This window comes from Bacillus sp. CZDM1, from assembly GCF_055502545.1.
In genome coordinates this window covers 57,513-76,646 of record NZ_JBUESO010000009.1, presented here as the reverse complement: position 1 = coordinate 76,646, position 19,134 = coordinate 57,513, and the positions used below count along the sequence as shown (strand labels likewise).

Annotated in this window: 17 protein-coding genes and 1 riboswitch; of the genes, 5 read left to right on the top strand and 12 right to left on the bottom strand. The window is 39.1% G+C overall.

Annotation, left to right across the window (positions count from 1 at the left end; translation table 11 throughout):
- Positions 1-22 precede the first annotated feature (22 nt).
- Positions 23-472, bottom strand: coding sequence for a hypothetical protein (locus ACY3XC_RS19900; RefSeq protein WP_464870072.1), 450 nt, complete (start codon positions 470-472; stop codon positions 23-25).
- A 140-nt stretch (positions 473-612) separates the two neighbouring features.
- Here ACY3XC_RS19900 and ACY3XC_RS19895 point away from each other — a divergent pair, with 140 nt between their 5' ends.
- From ACY3XC_RS19895 to ACY3XC_RS19885, 3 genes are read left to right on the top strand one after another with little or no spacing between them, the layout of a single operon-like run.
- Entirely contained in the window at positions 613-888 is a 276-nt protein-coding gene (locus ACY3XC_RS19895) for a hypothetical protein (RefSeq protein WP_464870236.1), read from the top strand.
- A 4-nt stretch (positions 889-892) separates the two neighbouring features.
- Positions 893-2,122 (top strand): glutathionylspermidine synthase family protein, encoded by a 1,230-nt coding sequence (locus ACY3XC_RS19890; RefSeq protein WP_464870071.1) that lies wholly within the window; start codon positions 893-895, stop codon positions 2,120-2,122.
- Positions 2,123-2,512: a DUF350 domain-containing protein gene (locus ACY3XC_RS19885; protein WP_464870070.1), complete on the top strand. Its 390-nt coding sequence runs from the start codon at positions 2,123-2,125 to the stop codon at positions 2,510-2,512.
- A gap of 30 nt (positions 2,513-2,542) precedes the next feature.
- Here ACY3XC_RS19885 and ACY3XC_RS19880 read toward each other — a convergent pair whose 3' ends face one another.
- The 4 genes from ACY3XC_RS19880 to ACY3XC_RS19865 form a co-directional block, all read right to left on the bottom strand.
- Positions 2,543-3,571 (bottom strand): ion channel, encoded by a 1,029-nt coding sequence (locus ACY3XC_RS19880; protein ID WP_464870069.1) that lies wholly within the window; start codon positions 3,569-3,571, stop codon positions 2,543-2,545.
- Between the two features lie 483 nt (positions 3,572-4,054).
- A complete protein-coding gene (locus ACY3XC_RS19875) occupies positions 4,055-4,516 on the bottom strand; it encodes a threonine/serine exporter family protein (RefSeq protein WP_464870068.1) in 462 nt (153 codons plus the stop codon).
- 13 nt (positions 4,517-4,529) lie between these two features.
- Positions 4,530-5,291 (bottom strand): threonine/serine exporter family protein, encoded by a 762-nt coding sequence (locus tag ACY3XC_RS19870; protein ID WP_464870067.1) that lies wholly within the window; start codon positions 5,289-5,291, stop codon positions 4,530-4,532.
- A 116-nt stretch (positions 5,292-5,407) separates the two neighbouring features.
- A complete protein-coding gene (locus ACY3XC_RS19865; protein ID WP_464870066.1) occupies positions 5,408-6,517 on the bottom strand; it encodes a sugar ABC transporter substrate-binding protein in 1,110 nt (369 codons plus the stop codon).
- A gap of 122 nt (positions 6,518-6,639) precedes the next feature.
- Positions 6,640-6,747, bottom strand: a riboswitch (SAM riboswitch).
- 232 nt (positions 6,748-6,979) lie between these two features.
- Here ACY3XC_RS19865 and ACY3XC_RS19860 point away from each other — a divergent pair.
- Positions 6,980-8,194, top strand: coding sequence for an MFS transporter (locus ACY3XC_RS19860; protein WP_464870065.1), 1,215 nt, complete (start codon positions 6,980-6,982; stop codon positions 8,192-8,194).
- A gap of 47 nt (positions 8,195-8,241) precedes the next feature.
- On the opposite strand, the gene ACY3XC_RS19855 is transcribed toward ACY3XC_RS19860, so the two are convergent.
- A complete protein-coding gene (locus ACY3XC_RS19855; protein ID WP_464870064.1) occupies positions 8,242-9,159 on the bottom strand; it encodes a ketopantoate reductase family protein in 918 nt (305 codons plus the stop codon).
- A 107-nt stretch (positions 9,160-9,266) separates the two neighbouring features.
- Complete coding sequence (yfkAB, locus tag ACY3XC_RS19850) at positions 9,267-10,385, bottom strand: radical SAM/CxCxxxxC motif protein YfkAB (RefSeq protein ID WP_464870063.1); 1,119 nt, start codon at positions 10,383-10,385, stop codon at positions 9,267-9,269.
- A gap of 185 nt (positions 10,386-10,570) precedes the next feature.
- Here yfkAB and ACY3XC_RS19845 point away from each other — a divergent pair, with 185 nt between their 5' ends.
- Positions 10,571-11,359, top strand: a complete 789-nt coding sequence (locus tag ACY3XC_RS19845) for a formate/nitrite transporter family protein (protein ID WP_179157725.1) — start codon at positions 10,571-10,573, stop codon at positions 11,357-11,359.
- Between the two features lie 111 nt (positions 11,360-11,470).
- Here ACY3XC_RS19845 and recQ read toward each other — a convergent pair whose 3' ends face one another.
- From recQ to ACY3XC_RS19820, 5 genes are all read right to left on the bottom strand, one after another.
- Positions 11,471-13,597 carry a DNA helicase RecQ gene (gene recQ, locus ACY3XC_RS19840; RefSeq protein WP_464870235.1) on the bottom strand — a complete coding sequence of 709 codons (2,127 nt, stop codon included), beginning with the start codon at positions 13,595-13,597 and terminating at the stop codon, positions 11,471-11,473.
- 319 nt (positions 13,598-13,916) lie between these two features.
- Complete coding sequence (locus ACY3XC_RS19835) at positions 13,917-15,479, bottom strand: fatty acid--CoA ligase (protein ID WP_464870062.1); 1,563 nt, start codon at positions 15,477-15,479, stop codon at positions 13,917-13,919.
- Positions 15,480-15,493: 14 nt separating this feature from the next.
- Positions 15,494-16,639, bottom strand: coding sequence for an acyl-CoA dehydrogenase family protein (locus ACY3XC_RS19830; RefSeq protein WP_464870061.1), 1,146 nt, complete (start codon positions 16,637-16,639; stop codon positions 15,494-15,496).
- Positions 16,640-16,716: 77 nt separating this feature from the next.
- Positions 16,717-17,211, bottom strand: a complete 495-nt coding sequence (locus ACY3XC_RS19825; protein WP_464870234.1) for an AMP-binding protein — start codon at positions 17,209-17,211, stop codon at positions 16,717-16,719.
- 570 nt (positions 17,212-17,781) lie between these two features.
- Positions 17,782-18,969: an MFS transporter gene (locus ACY3XC_RS19820; RefSeq protein WP_464870060.1), complete on the bottom strand. Its 1,188-nt coding sequence runs from the start codon at positions 18,967-18,969 to the stop codon at positions 17,782-17,784.
- Positions 18,970-19,134 lie beyond the last annotated feature (165 nt).

The window sequence follows — 19,134 nt, the reverse complement described above, 5'->3', positions numbered from 1 at the left end:
ACGAAAATTTTCTTCTGCTTCCTTATCGACTTTTGCCAGTAAAATTCCCGTAAAAAACGTAGCATTTACGGTCTTCATCAATTTCTCTTGAATCTAATGAGAATTCCAAAAACTTTCCATCCCTTTGAACGTAGATAAAATCTGAATGAAGTGTTGTTATTATCTCTTCATGTTCCCAAACATCTTTTTTCTCCACTACTATAGATGATGTTCCCTTTAATTCTCTGACTTCAAAACCTATGTGAGAATAGATCGTGTCCGAGGAATCGTCGTTATAATTTTCTCTTTTCACATAAATCACGGCTGTTCCATCTGGGTCCATAGAAGTCGCACTAACTTCAAAAGTCTCTTTGTCTTTAACGTAGTATTCACAAGTCATTCTTGCTGTCGCTTCAATACGAGAAATATCTTGGTAATTATAGATGGCTGGATAGTTTTTATATTCATCATCTAATCGATATTCTAACCTCATTTTCCATCCCTCTTTCTTTTTCTTTTTATATTACCATTGTTTTCCTGAAATTTACTTTTATAATGGAAATATAACAAAAAAAGGAGGGTAAAAAGGTGAAGAAAACCCAATGGTTAATCACTGGTGTTCTTACTTCTCTTATGGCCGGAACCACCCTGGCCGGTTGTTCTCAAGCACAGGATCTACCTCCTGAACCAGACGACACTAACTGTTCAGATTGGGAATGGGATGATGAAGAGGGAGTCTGGCAATGTGATGATACTCGATCAAGCTACTATGGGCATTTCTTTTATGGCGGGTTGTTTTTCAGTAACAAATCAGCTTTGAGAAATTCATCTGCTTACAAGTCTTATAAATCCTCCTCTAGCTTTAAGGGCGGATTCGGCAGCGGCTCAAAAGGTGGATTTGGAGGTTAATCATATGTCCACATACGCAAAGGACCGAAGTCAATTTTACTCAAAGTTTCCAGTCTTTTGGTCAAACTTATATGGAGGTGAATACAGTTTATATCATGTATTTACCATAACAGAACAAACCCAAACCCTTTTAAAGGAAGCTACTGAACGGATGGGCCGGGTATTTTTTAAAACTGCCGTGCTGCTTCGAAGCCTTCAAGACAATCAGCTTCTTGAACTTGGTTTTCCTGCCGCAAGTCTTCCATTTCTTAGAATGAAAAATCTTTTTCCGGAATCGGTCATTTCTCGATTTGATTTTGCTGTGACGAGAAAGGGTGTAAAGATGCTTGAGTTTAATTCTGATACACCTACTTTTATCGTCGAATGTTTTAAAATCAACGGCGAAGTTTGTACAGAATTGGGCTATCGTGATCCAAACCAAAATCAAGAACGGCTTCTTTCGTCCGGCATTACAAAGGCTGTCCTTGAATCCTCAAAGGGACATGAAACTCCTAATGTTGTATTCACAGCACACAGTGATCATATCGAGGATTGGAATACCACTGTTTATTTAAGTCAGTTATGTAAGGTTAAAAATCAAACACTTCCAATGTCAAAGCTTCGGATTACGGATGAAGCACTTTTGGACGCTAATGGGGTTCCAATCGATGTTTTATATCGGCAGACGTATCCCCTTGAACACCTGCTCGAGGACAGAGATCCAAATACAAGAGACCTTGTAGGAATTGAATTATTACAGCTTGCGAAGAAAGGGAAAATTTCAATTATAAATCCTGTATCAGCATTTCTTCTTCAGCCCAAATCGATTCAATGTCTAATATGGGGCTTAGCAGAAAAAGAAGGATATTATACAAAGGAAGAACAGGAATGGATAAAAACATATATGCTGCCTACCTACCTTGAAGCCGATACATTCGCAGGCAATGCTGCCTATGTCCAAAAACCGTCATTCGGAAGGGAAGGAGACACGATTACCATTTGGGATTCACAAACCCATATAGATGTCCAAAATTCCTTCCAAACCTACAAAAACGAGCTGCCGATCTATCAATCGTATGTGCCTCTGCCAGTGATTTCATTGGAAACGGAAAAAGGTATAGAAGAGTTATCGTATGTATTTGGTTCTTTCCTTATTGCGGGGAAACCGAGCAGTATTGGAATAAGAGCAGGCGAAAAAATTACCGGTAACGAGTCCTATTTTTTACCGGTAGGTATTAATGAAGGAGGACTGTAAATGTTAGATTTCTTGTTATATTTAGCTGTTTCTTTAGCTTTATTACTCATTGGGCTCTTTTTAATGGAGATTACCACAAAGGTCAAGGAATTTTCCTTGATGGCAAAAGGGAATAAAGCAGCAAGCTATGTGCTTGGGGGAAGACTTCTTGGACTTGCCATTGTTTTGTATTCCGCACTTGCTCACTCCATCTCGCTCGTGGATATGGTCATTTGGGGAGCAGTTGGAATCGCGGCACAGATTATTGTCTTTTATCTTACCGAGTGGCTCACACCTCGAAGTTTTAACGTATCGCAGAGCATTGAAGAAGATAACCGTGCAGTCGGACTTTTTCTCCTATTATTGTCCGTATCAATTGGAATTGTTATAGCGGGTTGTTTGACCTACTGAAAAAAACGCATCTGCTTAGATGCGTTTTTTTCATAGCTTTTGGTATGTATGTTTGTCACAGATGACAAATAATCTAGCTTCCTTTGGGATGGGGTCATTCCATTTTTTGAGTATGTTCAAATCATCCCTGTCAGCTATTAGCTGAGCCCCTTTTTCTTTAAGTTGTTCATATGCCGTACCATATGTTTTCCACTCAGTACTTACACTGACCTCCCAGAGATCACTCCCCCCATCACCATCCTGTCTGCTTAGCAATTGTGTAAAGAGGTGGCTGGCTCCTTTCATTTGGGCAGATTTCGCCATCAGGTTCGAGACAGATCCATTTGATAAGATAAATTCATCAATCTTAACATGCTTGAAATTGTCCACGTGCTTTTCATTTACGATTTCTGCAATGGTATAAATATTCTTTTCCGTTCCATCATCGTAGCGTTCTATCGAAGAAGCAGTTAAAAGAGTCTTGCCGTCTACTAAATCAGGATTTGCTATCCCTTCCGCCGCAAACAGCAATACAGCTTGTGAATTTTCAATTTTCGCCTTCTTCAAAGTCTCTACATCTGTTGGACTCCCCTGAATATAGTGAAACCGTTCATGTTCATAAGGAGATTTTTCAAATTCATCTATCAATACGATATCTGTTTTCTCATCACATAATAATAGTTCCTTAATCGTGCTTTTACTTTTAGCACTCCAGCCGATAATGACAAAATGATTTTCACCTTTATATGACAACTTCCCCTCCTCCTTTCGCTTTTTATATTGGGAGATACCGTCTACAATCACCCCTATTACCGTTCCAAAAAGTCCAATACCTAATGTATAAACGACAATCATCGCCCAGGTTCTTCCCGCCTCCGTAGTTGGATATACATCCCCATAACCTACAGTCGTAATTGTAGTAAGGATCCACCACACCGCATGTAAATTATTTTCAAACGTCTTAGGTTCTAGGAATCGAATAATTTCTGCATTAACGATAATAAAGAGTATGGCAGTAAGGATTACCGTGCGATACCGATAACGAGATGCCGTAAGGAACAACTTTCGAAAAAAAATCATCTTTCACCCTCCTTTCTTTTTCCAAACCATTAATTAATATTTCTACTAATTTTCCCCTTTTCCTTTTTTTACAAAGATCAATATTCACACAAAAACTATTTTATATTTGACTTCTTCCTAAATTTAATATAATATTAGTAATTGTGCTTAACAAAAATGTAACTTGTAATAAACGAAATTACGCAATGTAAGAATTTTTTCTGGCATTCTGCTTATGTTTTAAAAGTAAAACTTATTCACGCTGGATCGGCTTCGGAGCCGTAAGGATGTAAGAGAGGTAGGGCTTACATCGTTTAGGTATAAAACCATCAGGTGGAAGAGTAACCGCGGCAAATTGGTCTTTTAATACCATTTATTATATATAAATTTTTACCTTGCGATGGCTGCTAATTGGATACAACCATTCACAAGTTACAATAGTGATCCCATTAGGATCAAAGCAATAGAAGGCAGAGGAACTCATTCCTCTGCCTTCGTCCAATTTTAACGTACCTTTAGATTTTTAAATACCTTTTTTAATCTAATCTTTCGAATTACTTGATTAATAACCTCTGAAAAAACAAGACCAAATGCGATGGAGCCTGAAAGTAACGTTACTTTTGCACCTAACGCTATTGCTTGAAAGTAATCGTCCTCCACAAAATTCCTCATAGTATCGTATGCCAAACCACCGGGAACTAAGGGAATAATTCCAGCAACACTAAAAATTATAACAGGTGTTTTATAAAACTTGGCTAATTCCTGACTAACGATTCCCACAAATAGAGTCGCTCCAAGTGTGGCTAAAACAGAATCTCCTGTATACTTTTCCGCTAAATAATAGATAATCCAGCCGCCCATTCCAACAAATCCGCATTTTACTAAAGTTTCCTTAGGTGCATTAAAAATAACTCCAAATGCTGCAGTGGCTATAAAGCTTGTAATTAGTTGTCCTAATATATCCACAACGTGCCTCCATTTACAAGAATGATAAAACGACGGCAATACCTGAGCCGATAGCAAAGGCAGTTAGAAGTGCTTCCGCACCTTTTGACAAGCCTGATACTAAATGACCAGCCATTAAATCCCTCACTGCATTGGTCACTAGGAGTCCTGGTACTAGTGTCATTACCGAGCCAATAATTATTTTATCTAACTGCTGACCCAATCCTGTTTTCACAAAGATTACCGCCAGTAACCCAATAATAAACGAGGCTAAAAACTCAGAGAAAAACTTTACTGGTATAAAACGATGAAAATATAAAAAACCGCAATAACCTGCCCCGCCAGTTAACATCGCCGGGATAAAGTCTACCCATTCCCCCATAAACATAATCATAAAACAGCCGCTGGCTATCGAGGCAGCAGCTACCTGAAACATAAAGGGGAAGGTTACATCTAATGCATCCAACTCTTTTAAATGAATAAGTGCATCATCTAATTTGATTTCGCCACTCGTTATCCTTCGAGAAATGCTATTCACCATTGCAACCTTTTTTAAATCAGTAGAACGTGTTGAAATACGGATTAACTTAGTTTTCGTTGGCTCCGCACCTTCAGCTGAAAAGATGATTCCAGTAGGCGTTACATAGCTATGAGAATTTTCAATCCCAAACGCTGCTGCAATCCGCATCATCGTATCTTCTACCCGATAGGTTTCACCACCGGATTGGAGCATGATCTTTCCAGCAAGCAAACAAATCTCGATTATTTCGTATGTATGTGTTTTCTCGTTTTCCATAAAAAATTTCACCACAACTATTCTTTCTTCCTATGATTTCCTAAGTTTAATCAAAAGAATAATCTTTATCAATAAAAAAACGCCTTTTCAATCGAAAAGACGTAAGATATCATTTATTATTTCTTATAATGTTCTTTCAACGTGTTCATCCAGTCTTCTTCAAATGCGGTAGATTGGCCCCATCCTGGAATAATATCAGCAAGATTCACCATGTTGACAGGTTCTTTTGATTTTTGAAGGTCTTCTTGTGAGATCAATGATGCTTCGAGATTAAAGGTTTGAGGCGTCTCTTCACCTGCTAGTTTCTTCGCTAATATTCGCATATTAACTGCTCCGATGAGTTTTGGATCAACGGCAGCTGTATACTTCCAAGCACTGCCTTCTCTTTGAATTTCCTGCAAGTCAGCATTAGAAACATCAATCCCATAAAGTTTAACTTCTTCTCTTCCCGCTTCCTTTAATGCACGTGCTGCCCCAATCGCAAACGCATCCCAAGTAGCAAAAATTGCATCCAATTCCCCTTTAGGGTATTTATTCAACATAGCAGCAACTGCATTCTGTGTTTGTACACTTGTATCGGCAGAAGCAACACCAAAACGCTCAACTTCATTGATTCCTGGGTTCTTTTCCAAGACATCCTGATAAACCTTATTTCTTCGAACCATTGGCGGAAATCCATCTACCCAAAGATAGGCAATATTCGCTTCTCCACCTGTTTTTTTGACTAATTGTTCAAGTGCTAATGTCGCCAATGCCTCATCATCCTGTGATGTAAGAGTAACACCATCAACAGTTGTTAGGTTTGGATTCGAGTCAAAGGCAACAATGCTCTTTCCAGCATCAACAATTTTTTTCACATCATTTAAAGTCGCATCATCATCACCATGGGATATGATATATCCATCATAATCTTGGCTTAACGCTTGGTTAATTGCGTCATGAAATTTAGCTGTATCTCCATTTGCGGTAAAAACATCCACTGTGAATCCTATCGCTTCGCCCTCTTGTTTCGCACCAGCTAAGAATTGGGCAGTATGATCGTCCCCGCCAATTTTTCGGATTACCTTAATTTTTGGCTGTTCCCCTTTTGCAAAACGTTCTGGAACTCCTTCAATTGGTGTATTTCCACTCGTTTGCTTTGATTCTCCTCCAGCACCACAGCCTGTCAGTAAAAGTGTTGCTGCAATCGCTGATACAAATGTGCTCTTTAAAAAATTCTTCCTCATGTTGAAATCTCCCCTTTTTAATTATGTACTTCCGTCCCTGCCAACGTTGCTCCTAGGAGAGTAATAACAAAAAACCTCTCCAAGAAAAGAGAGGTTTCATCACAAAAAGAAGGATTACTCCTCTCTTATCTTTCAAAACAATTACTTGTTTTGCAGGATTTAGCACCAATTCCAAACGGAACGGTTGCTGGGCGTCATCGGGCCAGTCCCTCTGCCACTCTTGATAAGAGAACGTATTATTTTACTTGATTAAAGTATTAAACTAAATTTAATCTCCTATTAACAATTTGTCAATAGTGTTTTCTAAATATTTTAAATTTATCCTCTACTTTCACTACATGCACATAATATCGAATCTAATGCCAGAAGCTAATTGCTAGGTATATAACTTTCATTTTTTTGAAAGTTCGGTATTATTGTATTTAGGAAAACGAAATATCTTGCCGAGAGAGGTGAACTAGCATGACTAAGCTGGAGATGGCAAAACGAAATATCTTAATCATGTGGTTTGCCAACTTCTTTGTTGCTGGAAGTATGACGATGGTTCTACCGTTTATTTCGTTATACATAGAGACATTTGGAAACTTTTCAGCGAAATATGTTCAGCATTGGTCAGGAATAACCTTTGCCGTAACATTTGTATCTGCTTTTATCTTCTCACCGATTTGGGGGAAAATTGGGGATCGTTTTGGAAGGAAAAAAATCCTTATTATTTGTGGAATTGGAATGGGATGCTCGATTTTCCTTATGGGCTATGTCCAATCCGTTTGGCAGCTTTTCCTCCTAAGGTTTTTGACGGGATTTTTCACAGGATTTATTCCAATGTCACAAGCATTTATTTCTACACAAACACCGAAGGAAATAGCTGGTCGTGTACTTGGAACATTACAAACAGGCAGTATCACAGGTTCGCTCCTTGGTCCGATGCTTGGCGGGGTTTTAGCGGATTCACTAGGTTACTCCTTGACCTTTAAATGGACTTCCATTGCGATTATTGTTTCCGGCTTACTAGTTTTTGCCACTAAGGAGTATGTGATTGAAACGAAAAAAGGAACAAAATCACATTATTCCAGTAAAGAAGTTTTAGCACATATTGTTAGGAATCCCGTATTGTTAACGGTTTTACTTATCTCAGCACTCGTACAAATTGCCCACTTTAGCATACAGCCGATTCTATCATTATTTGTCAGTGAACTGCATGGTCACGCAAATATCGCTTTTTATTCTGGAATCGCCTTCTCGGCAGCTGGATTAGGAAATCTGCTGATGTCAAGAAATTGGGGGAAGATTGCGGATAAGCACGGTTATATAAAAATTCTAGTCATCCTGCTTTTTGTCTCAGGAATCATTTACCTTCCTGGCGCTGCAGTCACTGAGTTCTGGCAATTGGTTATTGTCCGATTTGCGCTAGGAATAGCAATAGGAGGAATCATCCCGGTTCGTATAGCCTATATTCGGCAAGAGGCACCGATAGCCATGCAGGGTGAAGTTCTAGGCTATAATACTAGCTTACGGTTCCTTGGAAATATCATTGGTCCGATGTTAGGTGGATGCATTTCTGGGTATTTAGGATTTTCTGCTGTGTTTATTAGTACTAGCGCATTATTGATACTTAGCGGAATCATCTTGTTTATCTCTATGCACCGCCACCCGAAGCTTGTTAAGCATACCGTTTAAACATGCATAACCATAAAAATAGCAAAAGACCCAATCTGGGTCTTTTACTATTTTAAAGACTTTTCATAAACCTTTAAATTTGTATAAATGGCCGCTAGGAGCGGAACAGAGATTTCTTCCCGGCGCGCAATATCTAGTAAATACCCCTGCAAATGATCTGCTTCAACAGGAAGTAACTTTTCCATATCCCGTTGCATGGACGACTTCATAGGATAGGCTAAAGCATTTATTTGATTCATTTGAATTGTTTCGATATCATCGGCAAGCGGTGCATCTATTCTTTTCATTATCGCAATTAGTTCTCTTAATAACTGAATAATAATGGATTCACCAATTTCCGTTTCACGAATTGGACCTATTGGCGCTCTCATTAAAGTCGTTATCCCTGAAAGAGCAGATATGAATAAATATTTTTTCCATATCTCATGATTTATATTGTCGCTCAAACGGAAGCCAGTGTTTGTTCCTCTAAAGGCTTCTTCAATTTTCAAAATCCGGTCTGATTTTTTACCACTCCGTTCTCCAAACACTAAATCGTGTCTTGGGCTCGATTGAATTACCTTTCCTGTTACATCAAGCGTAGATTCAAGGAAGCATAGACCGCCAATAATTTTATCTTTACCAAACTCTTCTTCCAATCTAGTAAAATGCGAAATTCCGTTCAACAAAGGCAAAATCATTGTATCCTCGCCTACATACGGATGGATACTCTCTATTGCCCCCTCCAAATGATATGCTTTGGTGGATAATAGAATTAAATCAAAAGGACCTGCAGATTCACTAGCTGTAATCGCTTTAACTGTCTGAGTTACATTTCCATGAACACTTTCGACCACGAGTCCAGCCGTATCTAACTGTTTTTTTCTTCTTTCTCTCACTAAAAAAGTGACATTTTCTCCCTTTTCGAGTAAACGCCCGCCAAAATAGCCACCAATTGCTCCTGCGCCAACAACTAATATCCTCATTCCCCGTCCCCCTAGCAGCATAATAATTTAAGTATACGGGAAACTTTTTACAAGTTAAAGATTGGAAAAAGAAAAAAGCAGGAATGTGTGGATTCCCGCTTTCTAAACTATTTTCCAATATTCGCCTGTTGGTTTGAAAAATCGATATCCTGATAATAGCTATTTTTCACCAAAATGTTAGGACCAAGACATGAAGCTGCTGGACAATGGCAACTCAATTCCTTCGCTATACTGGAGCTCTGCCAGATTTGATAAGCTTCTAACAGGTTGGTGGTTTTGATATTTCCAAGCGGCGGAGTATCACCAAAATCAGTAACGATAATATCTCCATTAAAAATGTTAACATTAAGGCGTGACCTTCCATCAGGATCATTTCTTACTGTTACATTTTTACTTTGATAGAGTCTATTTAATAGCTCTAAATCCTCTGGTTTATGGCTGCATGCGTAAAAAGGGAGAGTCCCAAAAAGCATCCATACTTTTTCATCACGAATATCTAGTAAATGGTGAATAGCTTCCCTAATTTCATTAAGTGTTAACGTTTCAAGATTGCTAGCAAAATCACTTGGATACATTGGGTGAACCTCATGCCTCTGGCAGTCCATTTCATCTACAATCTGGCGATGGATCTTTTCCAAATACGGCAGTGTACGCTTGTTAAGCATGGTTTCTGCGGAAACCATCACTCCAGCCTTCACAAGCTCCCGGCTATTTTCTATCATTCTCTGAAAATACTTTTCACGTTGTTTGTAATCAGGCTTGCGCTCCATTCTTGCAAAGCCGCCTTCAACAAAATCATCAACTGTTCCCCAATTATGTGAAATATGTAAAACATCCAAATATGGAATAATTAACTCATAGCGTGCTAGCTCAAGTGTTAAATTGGAATTTATTTGCGTCCGAACTCCGCGTTCATGAGCATATTTTAATAAAGGCACCACATAATTTTTGATAGAGGAAAGAGAAAGCATTGGTTCTCCGCCAGTAATACTTATCGCATTTAGTGTTTGAATTTCATCCAACCTATTCAAAAGTAGATCAAGTGGAAGCGCATCCGGGTCTTTTGTTTGAAGGGTGTACCCTACTGCACAATGCTCACAGCGCATATTACATAAGGTTGTTGTCGTGAATTCAATATTGGTAAGCTCGGACTTACCGTATTGCTTTATATCATTATATGCTTCCCACGGATCATATTCCGGGGTTATTTTTTTTAAGTAGGACATAGCAAACTCCTTAAAGTCAGTATTAGAAAAACCACTTCATTATATCTGAAATAGTGTTTTTGTGGCTAATTTAAACTACTCTTCCTTTTTACAAAACTTATGAAATCAATCCATTTATTATACATAATTTAGTATCTGTTATATGAAACTATAGGGATGATTCGAAAATTATGGATGGTGCAGTTATGGAGAGACAGCCCTTAGGCGAGGTAGAAAAATTAGCGTTAAAAAAGGTTAAAATTTTCAGGCAAAGCCTATTACGTTATATTTTAAGGTCAATGCTTGCCAGTATGTTTATTGGATTCGGTGTAATTGTTGCTTTTAAAACAGGAAACTACTTTTATTTGGAACATTCCCCATGGGCTTATCCGATGGCCGCACTCACCTTTGGAGCGGCAATCATATTAATTGCATACGCTGGTGGAGATTTGTTTACGGGTAATACATTCTATTACACCTATGCTGCACTTCGGCGAAAAATGGCTTGGCTCGAAGTCACCAAGTTGTGGATAAGTAGTTATATTGGAAATATTTTAGGTGCAGCTGTCTTTGCCTTTATCATTTTTACCACGGGACTTTATGAAGAATCGTCGGTTAATGGTTTTTTATTAAGCGTTGTAGAAAAGAAAATGCAGGTTCCTACAATGGAGCTGCTTTTTAGAGCCATTCTTTGTAATTGGCTGGTTTGCTTAGCCTTTTTTATTCCTCTCGGTTTAAAAGGAGACGGACCCAAAATGTTTTCGATGATCCTTTTTGTGTTCTGCTTTTTTATTTCCGGATATGAGCACAGTATTGCCAATATGTGTACCTTCGCAATAGCTTTAGTTCTGAATCATCCTGGTACGATTTCATGGGGAGGAGTGATTCATAATCTCGTTCCGGTAACCATAGGTAATTTATTTGGAGGAAGCATATTAATGGCGTGGATGTATTACTTTGTTAATAAACCATTTTTGGATGAATCTGAGGAATGAAAACAGACGTATGATTGTTATACGGCTGTTTTCATCGACAAATTCCCGGGAAATACTAACAAATTAACCCGGCAGACGACAATTAGTATGAATATTCTAAATAGTGCTACACTACTTGTTTTTGCTTAAAAAATAAAGATAAGATTTAACCATGAAATAGCTTACTTCTTCAGGCAATAAATCCTTGATTGGTTTTAAACGTGAACGCCCAGCCTCTTCCACCGCTTTTTGAAGCATTGGAATATACTCCGCAGGAATGAGCTTAGAAAAATCAACTTCCATTCCTTGCTGAGCGCATTGGAGTAAATGGTTTTCAACCGTACTCAGTGCCAGCTCGCGTTTTTCTGCTATTTGTTCGATTGATAAGTTTTGCTGATGTAGCTGTAAGGTCTCTAAATGGGAATCACCCACAGCTTTTTTAGATGTTTTTTTAGGAGCAGCAGCTTGTCCCAACTCCGGCTGGCGTTCTGGATGGGCTTCGCAAAACTGACGAATGGCTTGAATAAATTCAAGTCCATATTTCTTCAATTTAAGTTCTCCGACTCCACTAACTCCTAAAAAGTCTTCGCTTGTTCTTGGAAGCTTTGCACACATATCCTTTAGAGCGGCATCAGAAAAGATAACAAATGGAGGCACATTTTCTCTTTCTGCAATCGACCTTCTTACTTCCCGTAACGTTTCGAATAATGGGTCATCCTTTGAAATTTCTCTGACCTTAACGGTTTCTCTGCGATGAACTTTTTCCTTTCCAAGGAGGATGTCCTTCCCTTTTGACGCTACATATAATGTTGGAAATTGTCCCTGTTCGATGGCAATTAATTCTTGTGAAATCAAGAACTCGATAAAATCACTGACTTCTTTCGAACCTTTTTCCTTCATAATTCCATAGGTTGTCAGCTTGTCAAAACCCATCTCAGTTACTTTTTTATTTCTTGAACCTGTTAATACTTGAGCAGTAAGTGTTTTTCCAAATCGCTGTCCCATCCGGATCATGCACGACATTACCATTTGGGCTTCTTTTGTTACATCAATGCTTGTACGTGAATCGAGACAGTTACCACAGCGCCCACATGACTCTGTCTCTATTTCCCCAAAATATTTTAAAATAAATTCCTGCAGGCAATTTTCGGTATGGCAATAATCGACCATTTGCTGCAGCTTTTCCAGTTCCGCATGAATCCGTGATCGATCGCTGGATTGATCAATTAAAAAGCGCTGAACCTGTACATCCTGCGAAGAATAGAGAAGAATACATTCACTCTCGAGTCCATCTCGTCCTGCACGGCCTGCCTCTTGATAGTAGCTTTCCATATTTTTCGGAAGTTGAAAATGGAGGACATAGCGGATGTTGGATTTGTCGATACCCATTCCAAAGGCAGAGGTTGCGACCATAAGGGATGCTTCATCTTTTAAAAAACGATCCTGCTCGCGTATACGTTCGGCGTCCCCCATTCCGGCATGATACCTTGCAACATTAATATTTTCTTTCTTCAGCCTTTCGTAAAGCTGGTCAACGTTTTTCCGGGTGGCTGCATAAATAATGCCCGCTTCTTTTTCATTCTTTTTAATATAATCTTTTAGAAAATGAAGTCTGTCTTGACCTTTAATCACAGCAAACGAAAGATTCTCTCGTTCAAAACCGGTAATGATTGAATTCTCTTCATCGATATCAAGTGTTTCACAGATATCCTCTCGTACTCTTGGTGTGGCTGTTGCAGTCAGCGCCAATACATTTGGTTTTTGTGGAAGGCTGTAAACCATTTGCTGGATATGGCGGTAGCTTGGACGGAAATCATGCCCCCATTGTGAAATACAATGTGCTTCATCCACCGCAACTAATGGAATATCCATCTGTTTCAGGTCCTCGATAAATTCATGAGATTCTAATCGTTCGGGTGCGATATATAGAAGCTTGTACATTCCTTGCTTCGCTTCTCTGATTCGTTCGTTTGCTTCATGATAACTTAGAGAGCTGTTGATAAAAGTTGCAGGAATTCCTACCTGAACGAGGGCATCGACTTGATCCTTCATAAGTGAGATTAACGGGGATATGACAATCGTGGTACCTGGTAAAACAAGTGCAGGAATTTGAAAACAAATTGACTTTCCTCCGCCAGTTGGCATGACACAAATCGTATTTTCTCCAGCTAAAACGGATTGGATGGCACGCTCCTGCCCATTTCGGAAGGATGAATAACCAAAATGAGATTCTAATAATCGTTGAGCTTTTTCAAACAACAAGGACGTCTCCCCCTTCTGCTAAATAACCTTCTTACATTATACCTTTTTTTCGATGTATCCGAGAGTGAATTTTGCTATGTGAGAGTTAATTTCGTTATCCGCGAGTAATTTCTGCTATACGAGAGTGAATTTCGTTATCCGAGAGTATTTTCTGCTTATGCGAGAGTGAATTTTGTTATCCGAGAGTATTTCCTGCTATGCGAGAGTGAATTTTGTTATCTGAGAGTATTTTCTGCCATCCGCAAGTATTTTCTGCCATCCACAAGTAACCGTAAAGAAAAGGCCGCCAAGACGAATCCAGCGACCTTTTCTATTATTATCCCTGTGTGAACAGCTCTTCTAACTGTTTCCGAAGCACAAATTTCTGGATTTTCCCACTTGCATTCCGTGGCAATGCTTCACAGAAGACATATTTACGTGGACGCTTGTAGTTTGCTAGACTATCGCTGTTTTTACAATAGTCTTCTAGATCCTGTTCAGTCAGTGCTGGGGCCTTTTTCACCACAAATGCCGTAACGGTTTCACCCCAACGCTCATCTGGCTGACCCACAACCGCAACATCCAAAACACCTTCATGTGCATGTAAAACATCCTCCACTTCACGTGGATAAATATTCTCCCCGCCGCTTATAATCATGTCATCCACCCGGTCATTTACGAATAGAAAGCCCTCTGCGTCTAGGTAACCGATATCACCTGAATGATACCAGCCTTTATACATCGATTTTTCCGTTGCTTCTTCACGGTTAAAGTAACCTATCATCATGCATGGCCCTTTGACAATAATCTCACCGGTTTCACCAACTGGAACAACATCATCAGGATCTGATGGCCCATCCTCTCTCGTACGAACCACTCGAATATCATGGTTAATGGCTGCTTGACCTGCCGATCCGGCTTTTCTTAACTGGTCATTCTCGGATAGGAAGGTAATCGCTGGTCCCATTTCTGTCATTCCATAGGCTTGAACTAACCGGACACCAAAACGGTCATGCAGGGCATGCACGAGAGACGGAGCCATTGGTGCTGCACCATACAAACCAAGCTTTAGACTTTCTGTATTGTATTGACTTAAATCTTCTTGCAGCAGCATATTCCACATAGTTGGTGCAGCGAAAAATTTCGTAATCTTTTCCTGTCCTATTAACTGAAGGATGACTTTTGGGTTAAATTGGTGCAGAATAACATTTCTTGCCCCTACATGAATCCTTGGTAAAAAGGCACAATGAAGCTCTGCACAGTGGAACATTGGAGCGGTCACAAGACCTACGTCTTCCTGCTCAAGCTTTTGGGCAGCAATACAAATCACACTTTGATCGACCATATTACGATGACTATGCATGACTCCTTTTGGTCTTCCTGTTGTCCCGCTTGTATAGATAAACGCATATATATCATTTTCATTAACCTCTGCCTGTATCTCTTCGATTGAAGAATCAGCCAGTTTATCGTGATAGCTTGCTGCATAGGCTGGTGTCTCTTCATCAATAAACCAAAAGGCCGTTGAATCAAACCGATTTTCGATAGCGGAAATAACAGGCTCCAAAGCTTTTTCAAAAAGGACCACCTTAGGGCTTGCGTCCGATAAAATAAAAGCCACTTCCTCAGGAGTTAACCGAAAATTAATTGGATTAAAGATGGCCCCGATTTTTGCACAGGCAAAGAATGCCGTTCCTAATTCCTCGGTATTAAACATGAATGTGGAAACCCGGTCTCCTTTTTTGACCCCTTCATTCAATAATGCATTCGCTAGACGGTTAACCTGTTCACTCCACTCTTTATACGTATAGCGGACATTTTTCCTAACATCATAAATTGCATCCTTGTTCGGGTATCTTTTTACCGTTAAATCAAAAATTTGTCCAATAGTGGTAGTCATCCAATCTCCTCCATTTACAAGCCTAGATTTTTGGCAATAATCGTTTTCATGATTTCATTTGTCCCAGCATAAATACTAGAAACCTGTATATCACGGAATCTTCTCGCAATCTCGTATTCTTCCATATATCCATAGCCGCCATGAAGCTGCAGGCATTCTCCCGCAATTTTCTTAGCAGTATCCGTTAGTCGCCATTTCGCCATTGAAACCTTGGTCACCACGTTCTGACCATCGATATGTTCAGCTATTAATTGATCTAAAAACGCTCGCCCCATTTCCACTTCTGTAGCCATTTCCGCAAGTTTAAACTGAGTATTTTGGAATTGACTGATAGGCTTTCCAAAGGCTTCACGACTCTTCACATAGTCTATCGTTCCCTGCAGCATAACTTCTCCCGCAATTTGTGCTGCTATGGCCACTAAAAGCCGCTCCTGCTGTAGTTTATCCATCATATAGAGAAAACCTTTTCCTTCTTCACCAAGGAGATTTTCCTTAGGAACTCTGCAGTCCTCAAAAATTAACTCAGCCGTATCCTGACTATGCAGACCCACTTTATTCAGCTTTCTTCCTCTTGAAAAGCCAGGAGTATCTCGTTCAACTAGGAGTAAACTAACCCCTTTATGCTTTGGTACCGCATTGGGATCTGTTTTACAAGCTACCAGAATTAGATCTGACTGAATTCCATTGGTTATAAAGGTCTTTTGCCCATTTAATATATAGTGGTCTCCATCTAGCTTTGCATTAGTTTTGATATTGGCAAGGTCAGACCCCGTTCCAGGTTCGGTCATGGCGATGGCCGTAATAAGTTCCCCTGTTACACAGCGGGGGAGCCAACGCTGTTTTTGCTCAGGTGTGCCGAAGGAATTGATATATGGTACAACGATATCATTATGGAGACCTATTCCCACAAGACCAGAACCCACTCTCTCCAGCTCTTCGTTAATAACTACAGAGAAGCCCCAGTCCACACCACTGCCGCCATAAATCTCATCTAAATCCGGACAAAGAAAACCCTGGTCCCCCATCTTTCTCCACAATGAGCGGGGAATCATTCTCTCTTCTTCCCAATGCTCATAAAAGGGAACAGCTTCTTTCTCTAAAAATTTCCTTAATGACTTCCGAAAAATTTCATGGTCATGTGTTAAATATGGATGTTTCAATATGAATACCTCACTTTCTATTTGTAACCGCCTGCTTTTAAGCGTTGACTTGATTTAATTTTGTCGAAGCTGATATTTTAGTATTTTCCCAGAAACATTCCATTTGGAACTTTCAGGATGAAATTAAACATGGCTGGAACACCAAAGAAGTGAGTAATTTTATGTTCTTGAAGGGTTTGAAGTGTCTTAACTGGATGGAAATCACGATGGATAATATGTGTTGCCCCAAGTGCAACACCTGAAATTAGGAAAAGATTTAACTGTGCAGAGTGGAAGATTGGTGCTACATTAAGGATACGCTCATGCGGTCGTAATCCCATATTAATGGTGACAGAAATCCCAACATTAAAAATCCTCTTATGATCAAACAATGCGCCTTTCGGCCGGCCTGTTGTCCCTGATGTATAAAGAATTTCTAAATCATCTTCTTCAGAGACCTCTATTTCTGGTTCCTCTCCACCCTTAAATAAAGCGCTTACATACGAGTGATAGCCTACTGTCTGTGGTTTACCGATAGTAATTACCTTTACGACATTCATTAAATTGGCGGTAGGTGTAACTACGGCCTTCACATTCAATGGCTAGCAACTCTGGGAACTTTCTAGCATTTTGAGATAAAAGACTACCAATATTCATTTGTTCTTCCTCCTTTTTGTAATTAAATCTCCCCAACCTATTGTAACAAAAGTATAGAATTTTTAGAATATTAAGCGGAAATAAATTGCTAAACTTTTAATTTTCTATCAATAGTGTCATAGGGCTATATTGAATATTCTAAAATTAGAGGATTATAATAGGATTTGGCAATTTAATTTTTGGCTGCGTTAAAGCTGAATGTTGATTTTACTGTGTTTGGAAAATAAGCGGAGAATTTCCGTTTAAATTGGGAAATACCCATATTTCCTTCATAATAAGCGGAGTTTTTCCGCTTATGGTATCCAAATCATTGGATTTTGTCTTATTTAAAGCAGTTAACCGGAATTTTTCCGCTTATATCTGCTTCTTATGGTTCCTTTATATACATTAGCCGGAAATTCTCCACCTATGAATGATCAACCCTACACGAAAATTAACAATGAATAATAACACAGCCTAATATTTAAAAAAGGTCAGCCCTCTTACTCTAGAGGCTGACCTTTTGTTTATGAAACAATTCTTTCCTTCGGAGCAACTCTTTTTTTCCTAACTTCTACTATAGTTAAAACGATGGCAATAATTAAAAATAGACTACTTATCCGGAAGAGATTAGCCGTATCAGTGAATTGTGCAATTGTACCGAAGATAATCCCGCTTAAGCCAATTCCTAAATCTATCGATGAAAAGAACATGCCATTTGCCACACCTCTTCGATTTTCTGGTGTCATCGATAAGGTCCAGGATTGTAAGATTGGTAATGCACAGCCAAATCCGAGTCCAAACAATCCTCCTGCAACAGCAAGCATGAAATTGGTTTGTGCAAAGGAAAGGACCCACAACCCAACAAAGGTAGCACAAATACAGAAGTAGACCATGGCGATTGGCCCCTTTTCATCAAACCACTTTCCTGCAAATGGTCTAGCCACCGTGGCAATAATTGCATTTAGAATATAAAATAAAAAGATTTGGACAATGCCTCTTTCTTCCCCGTAGATTACGATGAATGTTGAGACTGAACCATAACCAAGACAAATTATGATGGTAATAAGCGATGGAAACCAGCTCGATTTCTCTACTAATGAATCAAGGTAGGAAAATGTAAGATTCTCCTTTTTTGTTTTTACAACGGCTTCAGGTGTTTGGTAGCGAACAAGTGCAAGCAGCACGACAGAAATCAATCCTAATATGCTTGAAATAACAATGAGATTAGTAAATGTAGTGACATTATATATGAAGATTCCTAGACTAGGTGCAATGATATACCCAATGGTGTTTGATAGCCCAAAATAGCCCATTCCTTCACCAAGCCTTGAAAATGGAATAACGTCGACCGCCGCTGTACCATTCACAGTTGTTGACCACCCCCAAGCAAGACCATGCACAAATCGGATCAACAGGAATATCATGACAATTCTTGATATTGGGTAAAGAATTGTAATAACTAAAAGAATGACAGCACCAATTAATACAAGTGATTTCCTTTGCTTGTATTCGAGCATATGTCCAATAAACGGTCTTATGAGCACAGCACCGATCGAAAACAACGCTGTAACAAGACCAATTTCTACCCCACTTGCACCTATGGATTTAATATAGGGCGGTAATGTTGGAATAAGCATTTGAAAAGACATAAACACAAATAGATTCCCAGCCATTAACATAACAAAAGATTTAGTCCACAAACGCTCTTTCAAGGAAACACCTCTCTAACTATCTACACAACAAACATTGTGATAATTCTGATTATTTCGTATCACTAAATAATAGCATAGAACACCTTAAAAGATAAATATGAAATCATTTATTTTTCAGCACTTCCCTAATTTAATTGTTATCATTTTTCAGTAAATTCCAGTATC

Bases quoted from the DNA above. Each gene is read 5' to 3' on its own strand.
- ACY3XC_RS19900 (WP_464870072.1), bottom strand. From the start codon at position 472: ATGAGGTTAGAATATCGATTAGATGATGAATATAAAAACTATCCAGCC.
- ACY3XC_RS19895 (WP_464870236.1), top strand. From the start codon at position 613: ATGGCCGGAACCACCCTGGCCGGTTGTTCTCAAGCACAGGATCTACCT.
- ACY3XC_RS19890 (WP_464870071.1), top strand. From the start codon at position 893: ATGTCCACATACGCAAAGGACCGAAGTCAATTTTACTCAAAGTTTCCA.
- ACY3XC_RS19885 (WP_464870070.1), top strand. From the start codon at position 2,123: ATGTTAGATTTCTTGTTATATTTAGCTGTTTCTTTAGCTTTATTACTC.
- ACY3XC_RS19880 (WP_464870069.1), bottom strand. From the start codon at position 3,571: ATGATTTTTTTTCGAAAGTTGTTCCTTACGGCATCTCGTTATCGGTAT.
- ACY3XC_RS19870 (WP_464870067.1), bottom strand. From the start codon at position 5,291: ATGGAAAACGAGAAAACACATACATACGAAATAATCGAGATTTGTTTG.
- ACY3XC_RS19865 (WP_464870066.1), bottom strand. From the start codon at position 6,517: ATGAGGAAGAATTTTTTAAAGAGCACATTTGTATCAGCGATTGCAGCA.
- ACY3XC_RS19860 (WP_464870065.1), top strand. From the start codon at position 6,980: ATGACTAAGCTGGAGATGGCAAAACGAAATATCTTAATCATGTGGTTT.
- ACY3XC_RS19855 (WP_464870064.1), bottom strand. From the start codon at position 9,159: ATGAGGATATTAGTTGTTGGCGCAGGAGCAATTGGTGGCTATTTTGGC.
- yfkAB (WP_464870063.1), bottom strand. From the start codon at position 10,385: ATGTCCTACTTAAAAAAAATAACCCCGGAATATGATCCGTGGGAAGCA.
- ACY3XC_RS19845 (WP_179157725.1), top strand. From the start codon at position 10,571: ATGGAGAGACAGCCCTTAGGCGAGGTAGAAAAATTAGCGTTAAAAAAG.
- ACY3XC_RS19835 (WP_464870062.1), bottom strand. From the start codon at position 15,479: ATGACTACCACTATTGGACAAATTTTTGATTTAACGGTAAAAAGATAC.